Annotated in this window: 16 protein-coding genes; 7 read left to right on the forward strand and 9 right to left on the reverse strand. The window is 33.7% G+C overall.

Annotation, left to right across the window (positions count from 1 at the left end; all coding sequences use genetic code 11):
* Window positions 1-32 precede the first annotated feature (32 nt).
* From ACTG3Y_RS03765 to ACTG3Y_RS03780, 4 genes are all read right to left on the reverse strand, one after another.
* Window positions 33-941 carry a GLPGLI family protein gene (locus ACTG3Y_RS03765; protein WP_439151592.1) on the reverse strand — a complete coding sequence of 303 codons (909 nt, stop codon included), beginning with the start codon at window positions 939-941 and terminating at the stop codon, window positions 33-35.
* Window positions 942-1084: 143 nt separating this feature from the next.
* Window positions 1085-1948, reverse strand: coding sequence for a GLPGLI family protein (locus tag ACTG3Y_RS03770; RefSeq protein WP_439151593.1), 864 nt, complete (start codon window positions 1946-1948; stop codon window positions 1085-1087).
* A 142-nt stretch (window positions 1949-2090) separates the two neighbouring features.
* Window positions 2091-2951 (reverse strand): GLPGLI family protein, encoded by an 861-nt coding sequence (locus tag ACTG3Y_RS03775; RefSeq protein ID WP_439151594.1) that lies wholly within the window; start codon window positions 2949-2951, stop codon window positions 2091-2093.
* Window positions 2952-2963: 12 nt separating this feature from the next.
* On the reverse strand, window positions 2964-3335 hold the full coding sequence (locus tag ACTG3Y_RS03780; protein ID WP_439151595.1) for a hypothetical protein: 372 nt from the start codon (window positions 3333-3335) through the stop codon (window positions 2964-2966).
* A 126-nt stretch (window positions 3336-3461) separates the two neighbouring features.
* Between ACTG3Y_RS03780 and ACTG3Y_RS03785 the strand changes: the two genes are divergently transcribed.
* The 4 genes from ACTG3Y_RS03785 (at window position 3462) to ACTG3Y_RS03800 (ending at window position 7221) form a co-directional block, all read left to right on the forward strand.
* Window positions 3462-4997: a sensor histidine kinase gene (locus ACTG3Y_RS03785; RefSeq protein ID WP_439151596.1), complete on the forward strand. Its 1536-nt coding sequence runs from the start codon at window positions 3462-3464 to the stop codon at window positions 4995-4997.
* On the forward strand, window positions 4990-5673 hold the full coding sequence (locus ACTG3Y_RS03790) for a response regulator transcription factor (RefSeq protein ID WP_439151597.1): 684 nt from the start codon (window positions 4990-4992) through the stop codon (window positions 5671-5673). Before ACTG3Y_RS03785 ends, ACTG3Y_RS03790 begins: the two co-directional genes overlap by 8 nt.
* A 147-nt stretch (window positions 5674-5820) precedes the next feature.
* The gene (locus tag ACTG3Y_RS03795) at window positions 5821-6603 is read left to right on the forward strand and encodes a hypothetical protein (RefSeq protein ID WP_439151598.1); all 783 of its coding nucleotides are present in this window, start codon (window positions 5821-5823) and stop codon (window positions 6601-6603) included.
* A gap of 3 nt (window positions 6604-6606) precedes the next feature.
* Entirely contained in the window at window positions 6607-7221 is a 615-nt protein-coding gene (locus ACTG3Y_RS03800) for a deoxynucleoside kinase (protein WP_439151599.1), read from the forward strand.
* Here ACTG3Y_RS03800 and ACTG3Y_RS03805 read toward each other — a convergent pair.
* Window positions 7218-8213, reverse strand: a complete 996-nt coding sequence (locus ACTG3Y_RS03805; protein WP_439151600.1) for an App1 family protein — start codon at window positions 8211-8213, stop codon at window positions 7218-7220. The two genes, ACTG3Y_RS03800 and ACTG3Y_RS03805, sit on opposite strands and share 4 nt — an antisense overlap.
* Before the next feature lie 173 nt (window positions 8214-8386).
* Between ACTG3Y_RS03805 and ACTG3Y_RS03810 the strand changes: the two genes are divergently transcribed.
* Window positions 8387-10927 (forward strand): DPP IV N-terminal domain-containing protein, encoded by a 2541-nt coding sequence (locus ACTG3Y_RS03810; RefSeq protein WP_439151601.1) that lies wholly within the window; start codon window positions 8387-8389, stop codon window positions 10925-10927.
* Window positions 10928-10998: 71 nt separating this feature from the next.
* Here ACTG3Y_RS03810 and ACTG3Y_RS03815 read toward each other — a convergent pair whose 3' ends face one another.
* The 4 genes from ACTG3Y_RS03815 to ACTG3Y_RS03830 all read right to left on the reverse strand — a co-directional run bounded on the left by ACTG3Y_RS03815 (window position 10999) and on the right by ACTG3Y_RS03830 (window position 17722).
* Complete coding sequence (locus ACTG3Y_RS03815) at window positions 10999-13362, reverse strand: sodium-translocating pyrophosphatase (protein WP_439151602.1); 2364 nt, start codon at window positions 13360-13362, stop codon at window positions 10999-11001.
* Window positions 13363-13483: 121 nt separating this feature from the next.
* Window positions 13484-14011, reverse strand: coding sequence for an inorganic diphosphatase (locus tag ACTG3Y_RS03820; protein WP_439151603.1), 528 nt, complete (start codon window positions 14009-14011; stop codon window positions 13484-13486).
* Between the two features lie 132 nt (window positions 14012-14143).
* The gene (locus ACTG3Y_RS03825; protein WP_439151604.1) at window positions 14144-16654 is read right to left on the reverse strand and encodes a DUF5686 family protein; all 2511 of its coding nucleotides are present in this window, start codon (window positions 16652-16654) and stop codon (window positions 14144-14146) included.
* Between the two features lie 90 nt (window positions 16655-16744).
* Window positions 16745-17722, reverse strand: a complete 978-nt coding sequence (locus tag ACTG3Y_RS03830; protein ID WP_439151605.1) for a pyruvate dehydrogenase complex E1 component subunit beta — start codon at window positions 17720-17722, stop codon at window positions 16745-16747.
* A gap of 242 nt (window positions 17723-17964) precedes the next feature.
* On the opposite strand from ACTG3Y_RS03830, the gene ACTG3Y_RS03835 reads away from it, so the two are divergent.
* Entirely contained in the window at window positions 17965-18711 is a 747-nt protein-coding gene (locus ACTG3Y_RS03835) for an electron transfer flavoprotein subunit beta/FixA family protein (protein WP_439151606.1), read from the forward strand.
* A gap of 101 nt (window positions 18712-18812) precedes the next feature.
* Complete coding sequence (locus tag ACTG3Y_RS03840) at window positions 18813-19775, forward strand: electron transfer flavoprotein subunit alpha/FixB family protein (protein ID WP_439151607.1); 963 nt, start codon at window positions 18813-18815, stop codon at window positions 19773-19775.
* Window positions 19776-19899: the final 124 nt, after the last annotated feature.

Below are 19899 nucleotides of genomic sequence, written 5' to 3' on the forward strand. Positions count from 1 at the left end.
ATTTTACCTTTTAAGTATCTTCAATATCACAACTAGTTTCTACCTCTACCACGACCTCTGCCACCATACATTTCTCTCATTTCTTCCATTTTCTTGGTAATGATTTCAGTGTATTCTTCTTGTGTGACTTCATCACCTTTTTTAGGCTTTTCAATATCCTCTTTTTCTTCAGGATTCATCACAATTTTAGTACAAAGTATTGTTGTGCGGTCGGCATTAATTTCTAAAATTAAACCTGGTAAGCCCCAATAATCGTCTGGTCCCTGATTAATAGGAATTTGTGGTGTATACCATGCCACCACTTCAACGGTATCTGGTATTTCTATTTCACTCATTGGATCGTCAGAGTTGGCATTAGCCTCATCACCAGTTTTAGTTGAATCTTTATCTTTTTTTCCTTCTTTCTTTTCGTCATCATCTCCACCTCTACGTCTCATACTTCTCCAATCTGTCTTATCCACCTTTTTTATGGCTGTTGCTTTAAAACAAGTATACTGACCTATCTGCTTAGTCTCAGTACCCATCTTCCACTCAAGATTTTTTAGTTCATCTTTAATTAAAAATTGCTTCCCAAAAAACTCTTGTTCTTGTAAAACTTCTTTTGTTTTTACATTCTTATATTTTGGGCCACCTGTAAAACTACTTCCCATTCCGCCCCAGCCTCGTCCAGCGCCTGGCGCTTCAAGCTTCTCATCTTCTTTATAAATAGATTCCGATTTGTTGAACGTAAGAATGTATTCTTTTTCTAAAAAGCTTTTCATTCGTTCTTCAATACGCTTTTTCTGTTCTGGACTCATTTGTCTACCTCCCCATTGGTCTAAATCCATCGAAGTTTTGGTTTGGTAATAAGCTTTACCCTGAAACTCTTGTTGTGCGTAAGATAGTGTTGTTGTAAATGTCAGTACAATTAGAGTAACTAGTTTTAATAATGGTGATTTCATCTTTTAAAGTTAATGCTGAAGAACAAATGTAGATTTCTATTTTCTTGAACCCACAAAATTCATTTTCAACATGATTAATAATCTATAAGACTACAAAAGAAGCAGAAAGTTAAGTTCGTATAAGTTAAACTTCTGTTAATAAATTAACCTCTTCGTCTTCCACGATTATTACGAAACTCCTGCATTTTTTCTGCAATCGTTTCCTGATACTCCATTTTTGTTACAACCTTACCCTTGTCTGGTGCTTCGATATCTTCCTTTTCTTCAGGATTCATAACAATTTTAGAACATAACATGGTTGTATTACCTGCACTAACTTCTAAGATTAACCCTGGAAGTCCCCAATACTCTGAAGGACCATGTCTCACTGGTATCTGTGTAGTATACCAAGCCTCTACATCTGTCATCGGTATTTCAGGTTCTTCTTCAACGGCATTACCTGTAGAGTCTACCTTAGCTTCAGCTGCGGTTTGTCGTCTTAATTTAGCCCAAGAAAAATTATACCATGTTAACTCATCTGTTGGTATCGATGCTGTTGCTTTAAAGCACATGTAATTACCAATTTGTTTGGTTTCCTTTCCAAGTTTCCATTCAATAGGTTGTAACTTGTCTTTTACTAAAAACTGCTTACCGTAAAATTCCTGACTTTGAATTTGCGAATTCTCTTTTACATTTTTATACTGAAATCCTGGTGAGAAGTTTTTTCCCCATGAGTCTGTAGCCCCTGACATAGCGTCTAATTTTTCATCTTCATAGAATGTCGATTCTTCCTTATTAAAGGTTAGGATATACTCTTTCTCCAGCCTGTTTTTCATCCTTGCCATAACTTGCTTCTTCTGAGCTTCACTCATTCTGGCTCCCCAACGACCTAAATCCATTGTAGCTTTAGAGATATAAACGGCTTGTCCCTGGAATTCTTGTTTCTCTATTGCATCTGCTTTTTTTTCGTTAAAAGAAAATAATACAGCTACAACTAATACACTGATTTTTAGAAAGATTGATTTCATAATTATGATGGTTTTAGTTCTTTTTTGTCTAACAAATTTAAAAATATATTAAACAAAGTATATCTGTTTATCATAATATTAACAGAGTGAAACTTCCTAAAAATGAAATAATTAGGTGATTCAATTTGAGGTTAATCAGAACTTATCCTCCAATGGTAATTGAAATACTTTCTCCTTCGCGACCTTTTCTTGGCCTGTAGCGTTCCATCATTTCTTTAGCCTTCTTATCCATAATCTCATCGTACTTTGCCTTATTCACTTCTTTACCTTTTGTTGGCTCCGCTATCTTAATTTTATCTTCCGGGTTAATAACAATCTTACTGCATATAATGGTTAACTTTCCATCATGCACTTCTAAAATTAAACCTGGTAGACCTTGGTATTTTGTAGGACCGTTATTAACAGGTATCTGTGGTGTGTACCAAGCAGTAACTGTGCGTTCTTCCATTTCTGGTTCTTGCTCCTCTTCATCATCCTCTTTCTTCTCTTCATCAAAATCCACTAACTTTCTAGGTTTTTCTACCATTTTAGTATAAGTAGCTTTAAAGCATTGATATTCTCCGATATACTTGGTATCTGATTCTAATTTCCATTCTATTTGATCAAGGCTATCTTTAACCAAAAAGATTTTGCCCATGGTATCTTTTAAATCTGAATAGCGATTGTCCTTTGTGTTTTTATATAACACATCAGACCCTCCTCCATTACCAACCATAACAACTTGGAACTCCCCTCCCATAGCAGCCTGTGGTTTCTCTAAAGAGACTTCTTCCTTGTATAGCGATTCTTGTTTATTAAACGTTAGCTTATATGTCTTCTGAAACTGTTTCTTCATCATCTCCATCATTCTGGTATGCATTTCAGAATTCATCTGTGTGCTATCAATTTTAATATCTATTTGTCGCTGTGTTTTGTATGTTGCAACTCCCTGAAAGTCTTGGGTACTAACAGCAGACACTGCCACTGTTAATGCTAAAACTATAACTCTAATAACTGTTGTCATTTGATTGAATATTTAGTTTTTATTATTATAATACTTGATTGCTGAAGTTCTGATTTTTTCTACACTTTTCAAAAAATCATCCCTATTGTTTGAGTTTCCTTCTACCTTATACGACATCGATGATTTTTTTCCATTAGACATATAGTCTCCTCTACAAACAATTTTAAAAGAAACCATTTCATTATCTGAAGATAAATCTAATAGCTCTTTTATATCGTCAATTGTAAAAGTTGATTCTATTTCTTCCGCAGAATCTACGGTTATAGCAACATCTACATTTTCTACAGAAACCGTTCTTGTGATTTCAGCCTCTTCTTTAATTGTGGTTTGACTAAATCCCAATGCTGTCATTAATAATACTAAACTTGTAATTACATTTTTCATAATATCCATGGTTTATTGATTAATATGTAACAAATATCTGAACACAATTTTAAGTTTTGAGTTAACTAGTGTTAACGTGTGTTAACCGATACGTCATAATACGATTTTAACGTTTACTTTTGAAGTATGAACGATAAACGCTACAAATGGATATTATATGTTATTGTGGCTGTAATTACTGCAACAATAGCAATACAGGTCTATTGGAATTTTAAAAATTATCAAAGCAATAAACAGCAGCTCATTAACGATGTGCAAACCAGCTTAGATAAAGCGGTGGATGATTATTACGCTGCACTTGCAGAACGCACAACTGTAGGTATTTTTCTAGAAGGTGACCAACAAAAAAACCCACTTGAAGAAGGTGGTGAAATTGATAAATTTATTCAAAGTATTGACACAAATAAAAACGAGTTCAGAGATGTGGACTCTATATATATCAGCGACATTGAAGGCATAACAGTCTTAAAGGGTTTTAAGGTAGATTCTATGTCTAGCCTAAAAGACAAATTACACCAACCTACTACAAAAGCTAATTTTAAGAAAAGTATTGACAGTCTAAAGGCAACCAATATTGAGTTTAACATGAACAGCATTAAAATGTTAACCTCAAAAATTGTAATATCTATAAGTAATGACTCATTAAATATTAAAGAGGTAGATAGTTTCTTAAATGTTGAGTTAAACAGAAAGAATATTAACTTAGAGCGACAATTAAAATTTCACGAATCAGATAAAGCAGAAGATTTATCTCATAAACATGACTCTATTGTTTTAAATGGACAAAAACCGAATAATCTAACTTTAAGCACTACGTCTCAATCGACTTTTTTACCAAAAGGAAGTAAGCTTCAATTAAATTTTTCAGATGAAACCTTGTTGGTGTTAAAACGCGGTTTCGGTGGTATTTTATTTTCATCACTTTTAGTTATTGCAGTAATTAGTTGTCTATTTTATCTGCTTAAAATTATAAAGCATCAGAAACAACTTGCAGAAGTAAAAAATGATTTGATTAGCAATATTACACACGAATTTAAAACACCAATTGCCACAATTGGCGTAGCCTTAGAAAGCATTAATAATTTTAACGCCATCGAAGACAAAGAGAAAACCAAAAAGTATATCAGCATGTCGTCTGAGCAGTTAGAAAAGCTAAATCTTATGGTTGAAAAACTGCTGGAAACAGCAACACTAGATAGCGAAAACCTAGAATTAAATAAAGAACCCATTGATATTGTAGAACTTTTGAATACATTGACCAATCGTTATAAAATTCAGTTTCCTGATAAACAATTTCATACTAGTTTTAAAATTGATGCCTTAACTGCAAATCTGGATGTGTTTCATTTTGAAAATGCTCTAAATAATATTTTAGATAATGCCGTTAAATATGGAGGACATCTCATTTCAATAGATTTAGTGCCAAAAAATAGCAGTTTTGAAGTCTTAATTTCAGATAATGGTAATGGCTTATCTAAAGCAAACAAAGATCGTATTTTTGAAAAATTTTACAGAGTGCCCAAAGGTAATACACACGATGTAAAAGGCTTTGGTATTGGTTTGTATTATACTAAAACCATTATTGAAAAACACAATGGTTCCATTGATGTTGAGCTCACTAAAGATCTAACCACATTTAAAATTATACTTCCAAATGACTGATAGGATAAAATTATTATTAGCTGAAGACGAATCGGCATTAGGACAAATCATAAAAGAAAGTTTAAAAACCAGAGATTTCGAGGTTATTCTTTGTGAAAATGGAGAAAAAGCATTTGAAAAATACAAGAGTAAAAACCCAGATTTACTTGTATTAGATGTTATGATGCCCAAAAAGGACGGTTTTACTTTAGCTAAGGAAGTAAGAGCAATTGACGATACAATTCCGATCATTTTTTTAACTGCCAAATCACAAACTGCTGATGTTGTCGAAGGATTTTCTATAGGAGGTAATGACTATTTGAAAAAGCCATTTAGTATGGAAGAGTTGATAGTTAGAATCCATAATTTACTAAACAGAAGCAAAGTACAGCAAGCATCTAAGGTTTTAGAAATTGGAGACTACGTATTCGATTTTCCTAAACAACAATTACAGTATCAAAAAAATGAACCTACTCAACTCACCCATAAAGAAGCACATTTATTATTTCATCTTATAAAAAACAAAAATCAGGTCTTAGACAGATCTTTAATACTAAATAAGCTTTGGGGAACAGACGATTTTTTCTCTGCCAGAAGCATGGATGTTTTTATTACTAAACTTCGAAAGAAACTCAGTAAAGATTCTGAAATTCAAATTATTAACGTTAGAGGGTTTGGTTATAAACTTTCGGTTTAGATACATATTTATAGTTGTAAAGCTGAATCTATTTCAGCACCTATTCTTCTTTTCATAAAAAATCCCAAATCATTAGTCTTTGAGATTCTGAAACAAGTTCAGAATGACAGTTGCGTTTGGTTCAATTTTTGTATTTTTCTAAATTCTATGCACAAACTGTATTATATTATTGCCCTAATAGGTTTCTTTTGTTTTGGTCAAGAGCAAGTAAAAGCTACTATAAAAGATTCTACGGTATTTAAAGCTAAAGATATCTTTGGCGTGGATACATTCGGTACATTATACTACACTACAGAAGATCACACTTTTTATAAAAAGACGCAAGACACTACAATCACATATACGAATTTTCAACTCAGCAAGATCACAAGTGCTAATCCGTTTAATCCATTAAAAATTAATCTCTTTTATAGAGATTTTAATACGGTTATTATATTAGATAATCGCTTAGCGGAAATCTTCAAAATAGACTTTAATACCATTCAGCCCTATAAAAATGTAAGTTTTGTATCTACAGGATTTGATAATACACTCTGGGTTTTTAATCAGGATCTGCAACAACTTGAACTTTATGATTACAAGAACAAAAAAGTAAGATTAAAAACTGTACCTGTACAATCTCAAATTTTAGATCTTAAAAGTGACTATAATTATTGTTTTATGCTCACAGAAAACTACCTCTACATTTATAATTATTTTGGCAGCTTAGTCAGTAAGTACAAAAATGACGGTTTTGAATCTATGGCTTTTAGTAAAGCCCATTTAGTTCTAAAAAATGAAAATAAATTATACCTTCTACCAAAAAAAAAGACTCAAATACTAGCTGTAGAACATCCAAATTTGTTAATAAATCAGTTTTTGGTAACCAATGAAACCTTGTATATTTACGACGACGAAATCCTACGTCAATACCAATTAAAACTAGAATAGATTATGCATGTTGCAGTTGCAGGAAATATAGGGGCCGGGAAAACGACTCTAACTAAATTATTAGCTAAACACTATAAATGGGAAGCTCAATTAGAAGACGTCGTAGACAATCCTTATTTAGATGATTTTTACAATCAAATGGAACGTTGGAGTTTTAATTTACAGGTATATTTCTTAAACAGTAGGTTCCGTCAGGTTAATCAAATTCACAACAGCGGTAAGGACATTATCCAAGACAGAACAATCTATGAAGATGCACATATTTTTGCTCCTAACTTACATGCAATGGGTTTAATGACCAATAGAGATTTTGAAAACTATTCATCTTTATTTGAATTAATGGAATCTTTTGTAAAAGGTCCGGATCTATTGATTTATTTGCGAAGTACTATTCCTAATTTAGTGTCTCAAATTCATAAGCGTGGGCGTGACTATGAAAACTCCATTAGTATTGATTATTTAAGTCGATTAAATGAACGTTATGAAGCTTGGATTCACGGCTACAATAAAGGCAATTTATTAATTATTGATGTTGACGATTTAGATTTTGTAGTAAATCCTGAAGATTTAGGTGGTATCATCAATAAAATTGATGCACAAATAAACGGTCTATTTTAAGAAATAAAACCATGCTGCTTAGCATGCTGTAAAGCGTCATTACTTTTTTCTACTATTAAAACAGGAACTTTTTTGTAATCTTCAAATAGAGAAGAAATACGTTTCATTTTCTTTGAGTGATTTACTGCGCGTAGGTAAATAGCAGCTATTCTACCAGGAAATTCTTTTACAACATCTAAATAGATATACGCGTCGTTTTCACCACAATCACCAATTAAAATAAAATTCAATTCTGGATATGTGTTTAAAATATTATAGATCTCATGATATTTATGTGCTAATTCAGTTTTAGGAGTCCTGTCAAAAGGCGTTCTAAAATCTCTTAGTAGAATTGGCCCTTTAGGAAATTCGTTCACACGCAAAAAGAAATCTAAGTATCTGTACAGATTCCAAGGACTATTACTCACATAAAAAATAGGATTAGCTTCATCCTTTGTTTTACCGTTATGTAGTAAATGATAAAACTCAGCTGATCCCTCTAAAGCCTTTCGCTTATGTGGTGTTTTAAAAAATGTATTGACCACAACTTGCCATTTTAAGCGCGAAGCAACACCAGTATGTAAAATCGTATCATCAATATCACTGATAACTCCAAAACTAGAATCTGCTTTAGGAATGAGCATTTCTCCTTTAAAGCAATTATCTAGTTGAATTTTACGAGATTTTTGTAATGACGTAAAAGACACTTCGTATTCTAACCATCCTTCAGAATCAATAAAATCAGACAGTATACCTGAAGATTGATTTACTAAAAAATAACCCTCGGCGTCAGATTTACTTTCAATTTTATTTTGGTTACTGACTTTTAGAGTTAGGTCTGTTCGCCTAATTTCGTCAGTCTCAAATCGTTTCCACGAGTTAACCAACAAACTAAACCAACTTTTTTTCTCTAAATCAATATCTTCATCTTCAAGTGCTCTTCCCTTTAGGTATAGATGTGCATCAGTACCATAGGTTTTAAAAGCAATGATCTGTAAAGGGTCTTTCTTCAAACAGCCCAAGTCAACACGATTTTTTAAGAATTTTCAATATACTAAAATCTATTATATGGAATTCTAAAAATAGATAAATACTAAGCGAAATGTTAAATATTTACACGTTCAAAAATTTACGAGTATTTTAGTAAACTCATGAATTTTAACTTCTAAAACTAAAACAACTCCTCATGAAAAAACTCATATTCTTTTTTGTTTTAGGCCTTTCGTTTTGCTTTATAACAGCACAAAATAAAACCGAATCTAAAACACCAAAACCAAATTACAGAGCAGCAGCTAAGTATTCTCCAACCAATCTCGGTAAACTAGTACACTCAACATCAGTAATACCGCATTGGTTAAAGAATGGTAACAGATTTTGGTATCAATACAAAACCACGGATGGTTCTAAATATTATATAGTTGATGCCGACAAACGCACTAAAAAAGAATTATTTGACAACGAAAAAATGGCGCAATGGTTAACTGAAATCACTAAAGACCCATATGATGCCAAGCACTTACCACGTTTCAATTTTAAGTTTGTGAAAAATGAAACTGCAATTCAATTCTATGTAACATCTACAGAAAAAGTTGAAGAAGAAAAAGACGAGGACGAAAAAACTGAAGATTCTGAAACTGAGACGGATTCTACAAAAACCAAGAAAAAGAAAAAAGGCAAACCAAAAATGGTTAACAAAGTCTATCATTTTGAATATACACTAGGTAGTAATTCATTAACAGTATTAGACAACAAAAAGAAAGGAAAAGAAAAATGGAAACAGTGGGCTAACATTGCTCCAGATAGTTCTATTGTATTATTCTCTAAGAATTATAATATGTACTGGATGGATAAAGCAAATTTCTTAAAAGCCGTAAAAAATGAAAAAGACACAACTATATTAGAAAATCAATGGACTACAGATGGTGAGTTATACTATTCTTATGGTGGTGGAAGTGGAAGAGGAGAAACTAATGAGTCTATGAAAAAAAACAAAGATAAGCGTAAGAATGTTCGCGGTATTTGGTCACACGATTCAAAAAAGTTTGTGTTCCAAAGAACAGACTCAAGACATATAGATGAGCTTTGGATTATTAATACAACTGCAAGTAAGCGTCCTACTTTAGAAACTTACAAATACCATATGCCTGGTGAAGATGAGTTTTACAAAACAGAAGTACACGTGTTTGATATGCCAACCAAATCGAGTATACAAGTACAATTGGACACCATTAAGCAACAGAGCGTACAGATTTATCGCGAACCTTTAAAAAAATCGAATTATGATGATGAATTTAGACCATCTTTATTATTATCCAAAAAAGGTAAAATCTATTACAATACCATTAGCAGAGATCGAAAAAAACTAGATATCTGTGTGGCGGATATTAATACAGGTGAAACAAAGGTTTTGATTGAAGAACGCTTTAATACGTATATTGAATCACGTCCATTAGTATTGTTCAACAATGAGACTGAAATGTTACATTGGGCAGAGCGCTCTGGCTGGGCACATTATTATTTATATGATAGTGATGGTAACTTAAAAAATCAAGTCACCAAAGGCGCTTTCCATGTAGAACGAGCTATTGGTGTTGATGAAAAATCACGAACACTATACTTTACGGCTCACGGTATTCCAAAAGATCAAGATCCGTATTATGAACATATGTATAAAATCAACCTAAATGGCAGTGGCTTAAAAGCACTTAATTCAGGTGATTACAATACAAGAACAGATATGGCAGATTCAAACGAATTTTTTGTAAGTAATTATTCTAGAGTAAATACAGTTCCAAAGTCAGAATTAAGAACCAGTGCAGGTAAGGTGGTTATGCAACTAGAAGAAGCCGATTTATCCCAACTCATGGCTACTGGCTATAAATTCCCAGAGCCATTTAAAATGAAAGCAGATGACGGTATAACGGATATTTACGGTGTAATGTATAAGCCTTTTGAAATGGATTCTACAAAAAAATATCCTTTGTTAGAATACGTTTATCCAGGTCCGCAAACGGAAGCTGTAAATAAGTCATTTTCTGTACGTATGGACAGGTTAGACAGAATGGCTCAGGTTGGATTCATTGTGGTTACTATGGGAAATCGTGGTGGACATCCAGATCGTTCTAAATGGTATCATAATTATGGTTATGGTAATTTAAGGGACTACGGTTTAGCAGATAAAAGACATGTCGCAGAACAGCTAGCAGACAAATATGATTTTATTAATATTGAAAAGGTTGGTATTTATGGTCATTCTGGTGGTGGTTTTATGTCTACTGCAGCTATATTGGTTTATCCAGATTTCTTTAAGGCTGCAGTCTCATCAGCTGGTAACCACGACAATGCCATATATAATAGCTGGTGGAGTGAAACACATCATGGTGTACAAGAAGAAATTGATGAAAATGGAAATGTTAAGTATAAGTATATGATTGACAATAATCAATCCTTAGCAGGAAACTTAAAAGGAAAACTAATGCTTATTACTGGTGATGTAGATAACAATGTACACCCTGGAGGAACCATCCGAATGGCGAACGCTTTAATAAAAGCGAATAAACGATTTGATTTTATGCTAATGCCAGGACAAAGGCATAGTTTTGGTAGTATGACAGAGTATTCCTTTTGGTTAAGAGCAGATCATTTTAGTAAACATCTTTTAGGTGAAGAAGCAACTCATGTTAACATTACTGAAATGAATAGAGACAAGCCTAAAACAAAGTCTTAAGTCGATTATATATTAAGCATAAAAAACCACGCTGATTAGCGTGGTTTTTTTATATATTAATAAGAGATTGACTAATACTTCTCTTTCTCTTCCTTTGCATAAGCACTCGCTTCTTTAGCAACTTCATCCAAAGTACCTTCAAATGATTTTTCACTTATTTCACGATTTCCATTTTCTAAAGTTTTAATGGTCTTCACTTCAGCCCTAGCCTTTGATTCATTATTGCCTTCAACGGTTATAGACCTTTCAACCTCTACATTTGTATAAGCCATTGCTGTTTCAGAACCATGTCCACCTAAAATAGGAGCAATTACTAACCCTACTAAACATGTCAACTTAATTAAAATGTTCATTGATGGACCAGATGTATCTTTAAAAGGATCACCAACAGTATCGCCTGTAACAGCAGCTTTATGAGCGTCTGAACCTTTAAAGGTCATTTCACCATTAATTTCCACACCAGCTTCAAATGATTTTTTAGCGTTATCCCATGCACCACCAGCATTATTCTGGAAAATTGCCCACATTACACCACTCACACAAACACCAGCCATGTAACCACCTAATGGTTCTGCTCCAAATACTAATCCAATAATGATTGGAGTAATAATTGTAATTAGCCCTGGTAATATCATTTCCTTTAATGCGGCTTTAGTAGAGATATCTACACACTTCGCATATTCTGGTGTACCAGTTCCTTCCATAATTCCAGGAATTTCTTTGAACTGTCGACGAACTTCTTGAACCATTTCCATGGCTGCTTTACCTACAGATTGCATAGCTAAAGCTGAAAAGATTACAGGAATCATTCCACCAACAAATAACATTGCTAATACATCTGCCTTAAAGATATTAATACCATCAATACCTGTAAACGTTACATAAGCAGCAAATAAAGCTAAAGCTGTTAATGCAGCAGAAGCAATGGCAAATCCTTTACCAACTGCAGCGGTTGTATTACCAACTGAATCTAATATATCTGTGCGCTCACGTACGTGAGGCTCTAATTCACTCATTTCAGCTACACCGCCTGCATTATCCGCAATAGGACCAAAAGCATCGATCGCTAACTGCATCGCTGTAGTTGCCATCATTGCAGATGCCGCTAATGCTACACCATAAAAACCTGCTAATGCATAAGAACCATATATTGCAGCTGCAAATAATATTACAGATAAGAATGTAGATTTCATACCAACCGCAAGTCCAGCAATAATATTAGTTGCGGCACCAGTTGAACTATTTTTCACAATATCCATTACTGGTTTTTTACCTAAAGATGTATAGTAAGCCGTTACTATTGAGATCAAAGCACCAACAGCTAATCCTATCATAGCAGCGTAAAATACGTGACGCGATGGAATAGCTTTTGCACCTTCACCAAAGAAATTCATAGTTAATGTTTCTGGTAACATCCATCGGATTAAGAACCAACTTGCTATTAATGTAATAATTATAGACACCCAGTTACCAGTATCTAAAGCTTTTTGAACTTGAGATTCCTTAGCATCATTACTAGATATTCTAACTAAAAAGGTACCAAGTATAGATGCTAATATTCCTACTCCAGCAATTACCAATGGTAATAAAATAGGACCCATATTATTAAATGCATCAGAAAACTGTGTTGTCGCAGACATATCTTTAATAAGATAATTACCTAATACCATAGCTGCTAATACGGTTGCAACATAAGAACCAAATAGATCCGCACCCATTCCAGCTACATCGCCTACATTATCACCAACGTTATCAGCAATGGTTGCTGGGTTACGAGGATCATCTTCAGGTATACCTGCTTCAACCTTACCAACTAAATCTGCACCAACATCAGCGGCTTTGGTATAAATACCACCACCTACTCTGGCGAATAACGCAATAGACTCTGCACCTAATGAGAAACCAGCTAAAGTTTCAAGAACGACTGTCATATCCGCATAAAAATCTCCACCTTCAGTCATAAATTGACCTAAGAATATAAAGAATAATAAACTTAAACCTAACACCGCTAAACCTGCAACACCAAGTCCCATTACTGTACCACCTCCAAAAGAAACTTTTAAAGCTTGTGGTAAACTTGTTTTTGCTGCCTCGGCAGTACGAGCATTAGCTTCGGTAGCAACACGCATCCCAACATTACCAGCTAAAGCAGAAAATACTGCTCCTATAATAAAGGCTGGTATAATCATAACGCTAGTCGTATCTACCATTTGTGAAATTCCAAATAATGCAGCTGATGCTATAACCACGAAAATTAATAGAAGACGGTATTCTGCAGCAAGAAAGGCAAGAGCACCTTCTTTTATCGCTTTAGAAATTCCTTGCATTTTTTCATTTCCAGCAGGTTGCTTTTTTACCCAGGACATTTTTACGAACATAAAAAGCAATCCTAAGACTGCTAATGCCATAGGCACAAAAATCATATTTGATTCCATATTTTATTTTTTATTTGATTTGTTATTTAGCTGGGCAAAAGTAGTAAATTGAATGGTAATAGAAAAACCCTTTTACAGACAATATAAAAGGGCATTCTTTTGTTTTAAATTCGTACTACGATTAAATAGTGAAATCGCCATTTAATTTATGCTCACTATTTTCATATCTCTCTATACACTTTCTATATATTTTGTTTGCTTCAGCAGAATCTCCCCAACCACCAACATCAACTTTCTTTTTCTCTAAATCTTTATACACCTGAAAGAAATGTTCAATCTCTTTTAATCGATGTGGATTTAAATCAAATACATCATTTCTTTGACTCCAAATTGGGTCAGAAACTGGTACACAAATAATTTTTTCATCTGGTCCTTTTTCATCTGCCATGTGAAAAACTCCTATAGGTTTAACTTCCATAACACACATTGGGAACGTTGGCTCTGCCGTAAGGACCAAAACGTCAAGTGGATCACCATCTAAAGCCAGGGTTTCTGGTATGAAACCATAATCACCTGGATACATCATAGATGAAAATAACATACGATCGAAACGAATTTTATTCAATTCAAAATCATATTCATATTTGTTACGACTACCTTTTGGTATTTCAATTAAAACATCAAATGTTATCCTAGTTGTATCAGCCATGCTTTTAGTATTAAAAGCTACAAAGATAAAGCGTAGAGTTTCTTACTCCTAAAAAAATACAAGCATAATTTATTACACGTGTTAGCATCTAAAAAGGAAAGAAAATTTTTATCAATACTAATTGTAAGTCGCTTAAAAATAGAAGCCAAAGCTACCAGTTATACCAAATTTTCGAGCATCTGGCGCATCTAAATAGTTTCCTCTAAAATTGAAGTCTATTCGTAAAACTTTAAAAATATTAGCAACACCGACACTATACTCATAATATACACGAGAGTCTGGTGCTATTAAAGGAAATTCTAGAGGGTTTCCTGTTGTACTAAGGGCAATATTTTCTTCTGATAATTCTCCCCAAACACCTCTAAGACTAAGAATAGCTCTTAAATTGTACTTTTTAAGAAATGGAATACGAGAAAATAAACGTCCATTAAAATTATGTTCTAAATGCATGGATGTGTACGTATCGGTTACGAACTCATAAAAATCTAACTGTGAAAATATATTGTAAATAGAAAAATAGGTCTGGTTACCTGGCACCACACTCAATAAAGCTAAAGGTACTTCTCCAAAAGTTTTACCAGCTTCAATAGAGGTTGTTAAGCGACCAAAACCACCAACTTGCCAAGGCTGTATGTAAGAAAACTGTACTTTAGTATAATTAAAGTCACTATTAAACCAATCTTCGTCTCCTCTGCTGATTTGCGCAAATAATCTGGCAAAATTATCATTCTTATTCTTTCGTTCTACTCCAAATCCGGTCATTTGTCGCTTAGGATAAAATGCTAAAGACAATCGGCTTTCAAATTGATCCACTTCAGCGGAAACTCCTGTAGATGATTCAGGATCATTATAATCTAGACTAAAGGTTTTAGATGCTGAACGTAATTGCCTAAAACTACCGTCTAATCTAATTTCAAAATTCCGAATGGGCTCTACAGACATTCCAAAATTAGTAAGACTTATATTGGTTAATTTGTCGTTTGCTCCTGTAACAATTACCGCAGAAGATGCTAAACTTCTTCCTAGCACATCTGTAGAACTTGTTAAGCTGGCTCCTATTTGCTCTACATCACGTCGTTGACCACCAAAAAGTGTGAATCTACTCCGCTTATCTAGTAACCATTTACCAGAAATACCATATTTAAACTTGTCATCTCTAAATCCATAGGCTAAAAAGCCTTCTAATCTCCACAAATCGTTGGGTCCAAAATAAGTTCTTCCGCCTGTTCGTAATCGTAGTCCTTCAACGTCATTAAATCCAAAAGTTGAAAAGATTGGTCCATAATCAAAGTTAATACTAGGAAATTCCACATAACCAGATGCCAGTATGCTTCCCAAATTATAAAGACGTTTAAATTTTTTGACTGTCTTTAAAGTATCTAACATTTTATAGACACCTTTTTCATCCTTGTTTAAGGCTTCTAGTCTATTGGTTTCCCAAAAGTCATCCTCACGATTGTAGACATCTTCATCATAATTATAAACTACCTTATCGTAAAATTTAGGATCTTTTGCCTCATTGAATTTATAATTATCATACAAGGTGGTACGTTTTCCGTAGACCCCTCTAGATTTTTCCTTTTTATTTAAAGCAAAATCTGATAAGAAATAATCGCGCTTTATTAAAAACACAGAGTCATTTAAAACTTCAAATTCCTGCTCTATATAAATTTCTTTTACCCAATTAATATTAGCGCTTTTAGAAGCTTGCATATTAATTTCTTTAATAGCATAGGTAGAATCGTTTACCCAAAAATCACCTTTAAAGGTCAATTCATTTTTACGTCGTGGATAGTATATAATATTATAGCACCATTTATTTTCAATAAATGCACTGTCTGAAAGCACATAATTATAGGTCTGAACACCTGTTCTGCTTAATGGGCTCACAAAACTCTTATCGAAGAATTTCAAATAGTTATCGTATACGTTATAATCTGAATACAAATCATCAATAAAATCTATAATCACCTGATTATTACTAAAACCAGAGTTTTTGTTTCCTTTTAAATCTTCACGCTGTTCATTAATTACATTATCTCCATATACCTTTTTTACTGATTCATTTAAGAATATTGGCAAATAAGTTTTACCTGTAACTGATGATGTGTCTACTTCTTCAAAAACAAACTCCATCCCTTTAAAAAGCTTACTTTTTATTAATGCACTATCAATGGTATTAAGATCAAATTCTACTTTCTCGTATTGATCGTATTCGTATTGTTTAAATTGATTTAATCCGTTTTGGCGTTTTCTCTCCCAAATTTTTTTAAGAATTCTGATTGCGGGATTTTCAGAGGCTTTTTTAGATTGCTTACCCGTTATAATGACGACTTCGTCTAGTGATGAAGCCTCCTCTTTAAGGACAAACCTTAGGTCATAACTAACACGCATAGTCAGTGGTACTTCTAACACTTCGAACCCTAAAAAGGAAACAATTAAAGCTTCCCATTTTTCATGAGACTCGAGGTAAAACTTACCATCTTCATTTGTAATAGTACCTTCAGTAGACCCTTTGAATATAACATTAGCAAAAGCTATAGGCTGATCAAATTCATCATAGACATAACCACTGACTTTAGTCTGCCCAAAAGCTGATAAAAATCCGAAAACATATAAAGTTATAATTAGTCTTAGCTTCATATTTAAAAACAAACTTCATCAACAACCATACTAAACATTCGTTTTTAGGTTACTAATGAAGTTTACTAAACGCAGAAAACTGCGATTTATTTATTTGTACATTACTTTTTTGACTGCTTTTACCACATCGTTACTGTTAGGTAACCATTCTTCTAGTAAAACAGGAGAATAAGGTGCAGGTGTATCTGCCGTATTTATTTTTACCACTGGAGCGTCTAAATAATCAAATGCTTCAGACTGTACCAAATATGTGATTTCTGTTGCGACATTTCCAAAAGGCCACGCTTCTTCTAATACTACTAGTCGGTTTGTTTTCTTAACTGATTCTAATATTGCATTTCTGTCCATTGGTCTAACAGTACGCAGATCAATAATTTCACAAGAAATACCTTCTTTTTCAAGCTCGTCTGCCGCTTTATAAGCTTCTTTAATTATTTTACCAAATGACACAATTGTAACGTCCGTTCCTTGTCTTTTAATTTCTGCAACACCAATTGGCAATACATACTCACCATCTGGCACCTCCCCTTTATCTCCATACATCTGTTCACTTTCCATGAAGATTACAGGGTCGTCATCTCTTATTGCAGATTTTAATAAACCTTTAGCATCATAAGGATTTGATGGCACAATAACCTTTAAACCTGGTGTGTTAGCAAACCAGCTTTCAAAAGCTTGCGAGTGCGTTGCTGCTAATTGACCTGCAGAAGCAGTAGGTCCACGAAATACAATTGGACATTTAAACTGTCCTCCAGACATTTGTCTAATTTTTGCAGCATTATTAATGATCTGATCAATCCCTACCAAAGAGAAGTTAAATGTCATATACTCAACAATAGGTCTATTACCAGTCATGGTAGAACCTATAGCTATACCAGCAAAACCAAGTTCGGCAATTGGAGTATCTATAACTCGTTTTGCACCAAACTCATCTAACATACCTTTAGACGCCTTGTATGCTCCGTTATATTCAGCCACTTCTTCACCCATAAGATAAACACTTTCATCTCTGCGCATCTCCTCGCTCATGGCTTCGCAAATAGCTTCTCTAAATTGAATTGTCTTCATTAATTTATTTTTATATCGAATAGCAAAAATAGGAATAAAAGAAAAACTATATAAATCAAATTTCTTTAAAATTTATTATGCGTGCATAGTAAATATTCGAAATAAAATAATTATCTTCGTGACCGCAATATTTTCAGGTAAATTTATCTGAAAAAACATAAAATAAAGAGAATTTTACTTGCGTTACGATAAGGATTGAGTAAATTCCTAAAACAATAAAATATATAAATAACAACGAGATTATGAAGATTTTAGTGTGTATTAGTCATGTACCAGATACTACATCAAAGATTAACTTTACAGACGGCGATACAAAGTTTGATACTAATGGAGTTCAGTTTGTAATTAATCCTAATGATGAGTTTGGTTTAACACGTGCTATGTGGTTTAAAGAAAAACAAGGAGCCAGTGTAGATGTTGTTAACGTTGGTGGTGCTGAAACCGAACCAACATTAAGAAAAGCACTTGCTATTGGTGCTGATTCTGCAATACGAGTAAACACAGGAGCAACTGACGGTTTTGCAGTAGCAAAACAACTTGCTAAAGTTGTCAATGAAGGTGGTTATGATTTAGTAATTGCAGGTAGAGAATCCATTGATTATAATGGTGGAATGGTACCAGGAATGTTAGCCTCATTGATTGATGCAAACTTTGTAACCAACTGTATTCATTTAGAAGTCGATGGAACAACTGCTAAAGCAGTAAGAGAAATTGATGGAGGCAAAGAAACTGTTACTACCTCATTGCCTTTAGTTATTGGCGGCCAAAAAGGACTTGTAGAAGAAAGTGATTTACGCATACCGAATATGCGCGGGATTATGATGGCAAGAAAAAAACCATTAACCATAGTTGAACCAACTGATGCCAATGAAGAGACAAAAGCTACAAGCTTTGAAAAACCAGCTCCAAAAGGTGCAGTGAAATTAGTAGAATCAGATAATATTGATGAATTAGTAAGCCTACTTCATAACGAGGCTAAAGTGATTTAACAAAGCTAAATTATTCCGAACGTTTTTCGGAATCTTACTTAAATAACGAAATGATTAATGAGGTCCTGAAACAAGTTCAGGATGACAAAAAATAAAATTCTATGTCAGTTTTAGTATATACAGAGTCAGAAAAAGGAAAATTTAAGAAAGCATCATTTGAGGTGGTTTCTTATGCAAAAGCAATTGCAGACCAAATGAGAACGACAGTTACTGCGGTAACTGTAAACGCAGAAAATGCGGAGAATTTGGGCAATTATGGTGCTTCAAAAGTGTTATCAATTACGGATGACAGTTTAAGTACATTCAATGCAAAAAAATATGCTGCTGCAATTGAAAGCGCTGCAAAAAATGAAGGTTCAAAAGTCGTTGTCGTTAGCTCTAGTGCAGATAGTAAATATTTAGCACCACTATTATCTGTAGGTTTAGATGCGGGTTATGTTTCTAATGTTGTTGAAGCACCAACTAGTGTTTCTCCATTTGCAGTCAAGCGTACGGCATTTACAAATAAAGCTTTTGCCAATACAGAAATAACCACAGATGTAAAAATTGTTGGTTTATCAAACAACTCATTTGGAGTTGTGGAATCAGGTGGTAGTGCGAATATTGAAGACTTTTCACCTTCAATACCAGAATCTGGTGTAACTGTAGAGTCAGTTGATAAGGCTACAGATAAAGTTAGTATTGCCGATGCTGAAGTTGTTGTTTCTGGTGGTAGAGGACTTAAAGGTCCTGAAAATTGGGGAATGATCGAAGAGTTAGCTGATGTATTAGGAGCAGCTACAGCATGTTCTAAACCAGTTTCAGATTTAGGTTGGAGACCTCATAGTGAACACGTAGGACAAACAGGAAAACCAGTGGCTTCTAACCTTTATATTGCTATTGGAATTTCTGGTGCTATTCAACATTTAGCAGGTATTAATGCTTCTAAGGTTAAAGTTGTAATCAACACAGATCCTGAAGCACCGTTTTTTAAAGCTGCTGACTACGGAGTCGTTGGAGATGCTTTTGAAGTAGTACCTCAACTTATTGAAAAATTAAAAGCTTTTAAAGCGCAAAACGCATAATTTTATTACCTTGTAAATAGTATAGGGCTGTTTAAATTTTGATTTTTTAAAAAGTACTTGCGTTTTATCGAAAGTATTGAGAAAAATATCCAATTGTGCCATATGCAGTTGGTAAAGTCCAAAT

Source organism: Winogradskyella sp. (assembly GCF_965656915.1).
Taxonomy (GTDB): domain Bacteria; phylum Bacteroidota; class Bacteroidia; order Flavobacteriales; family Flavobacteriaceae; genus Winogradskyella.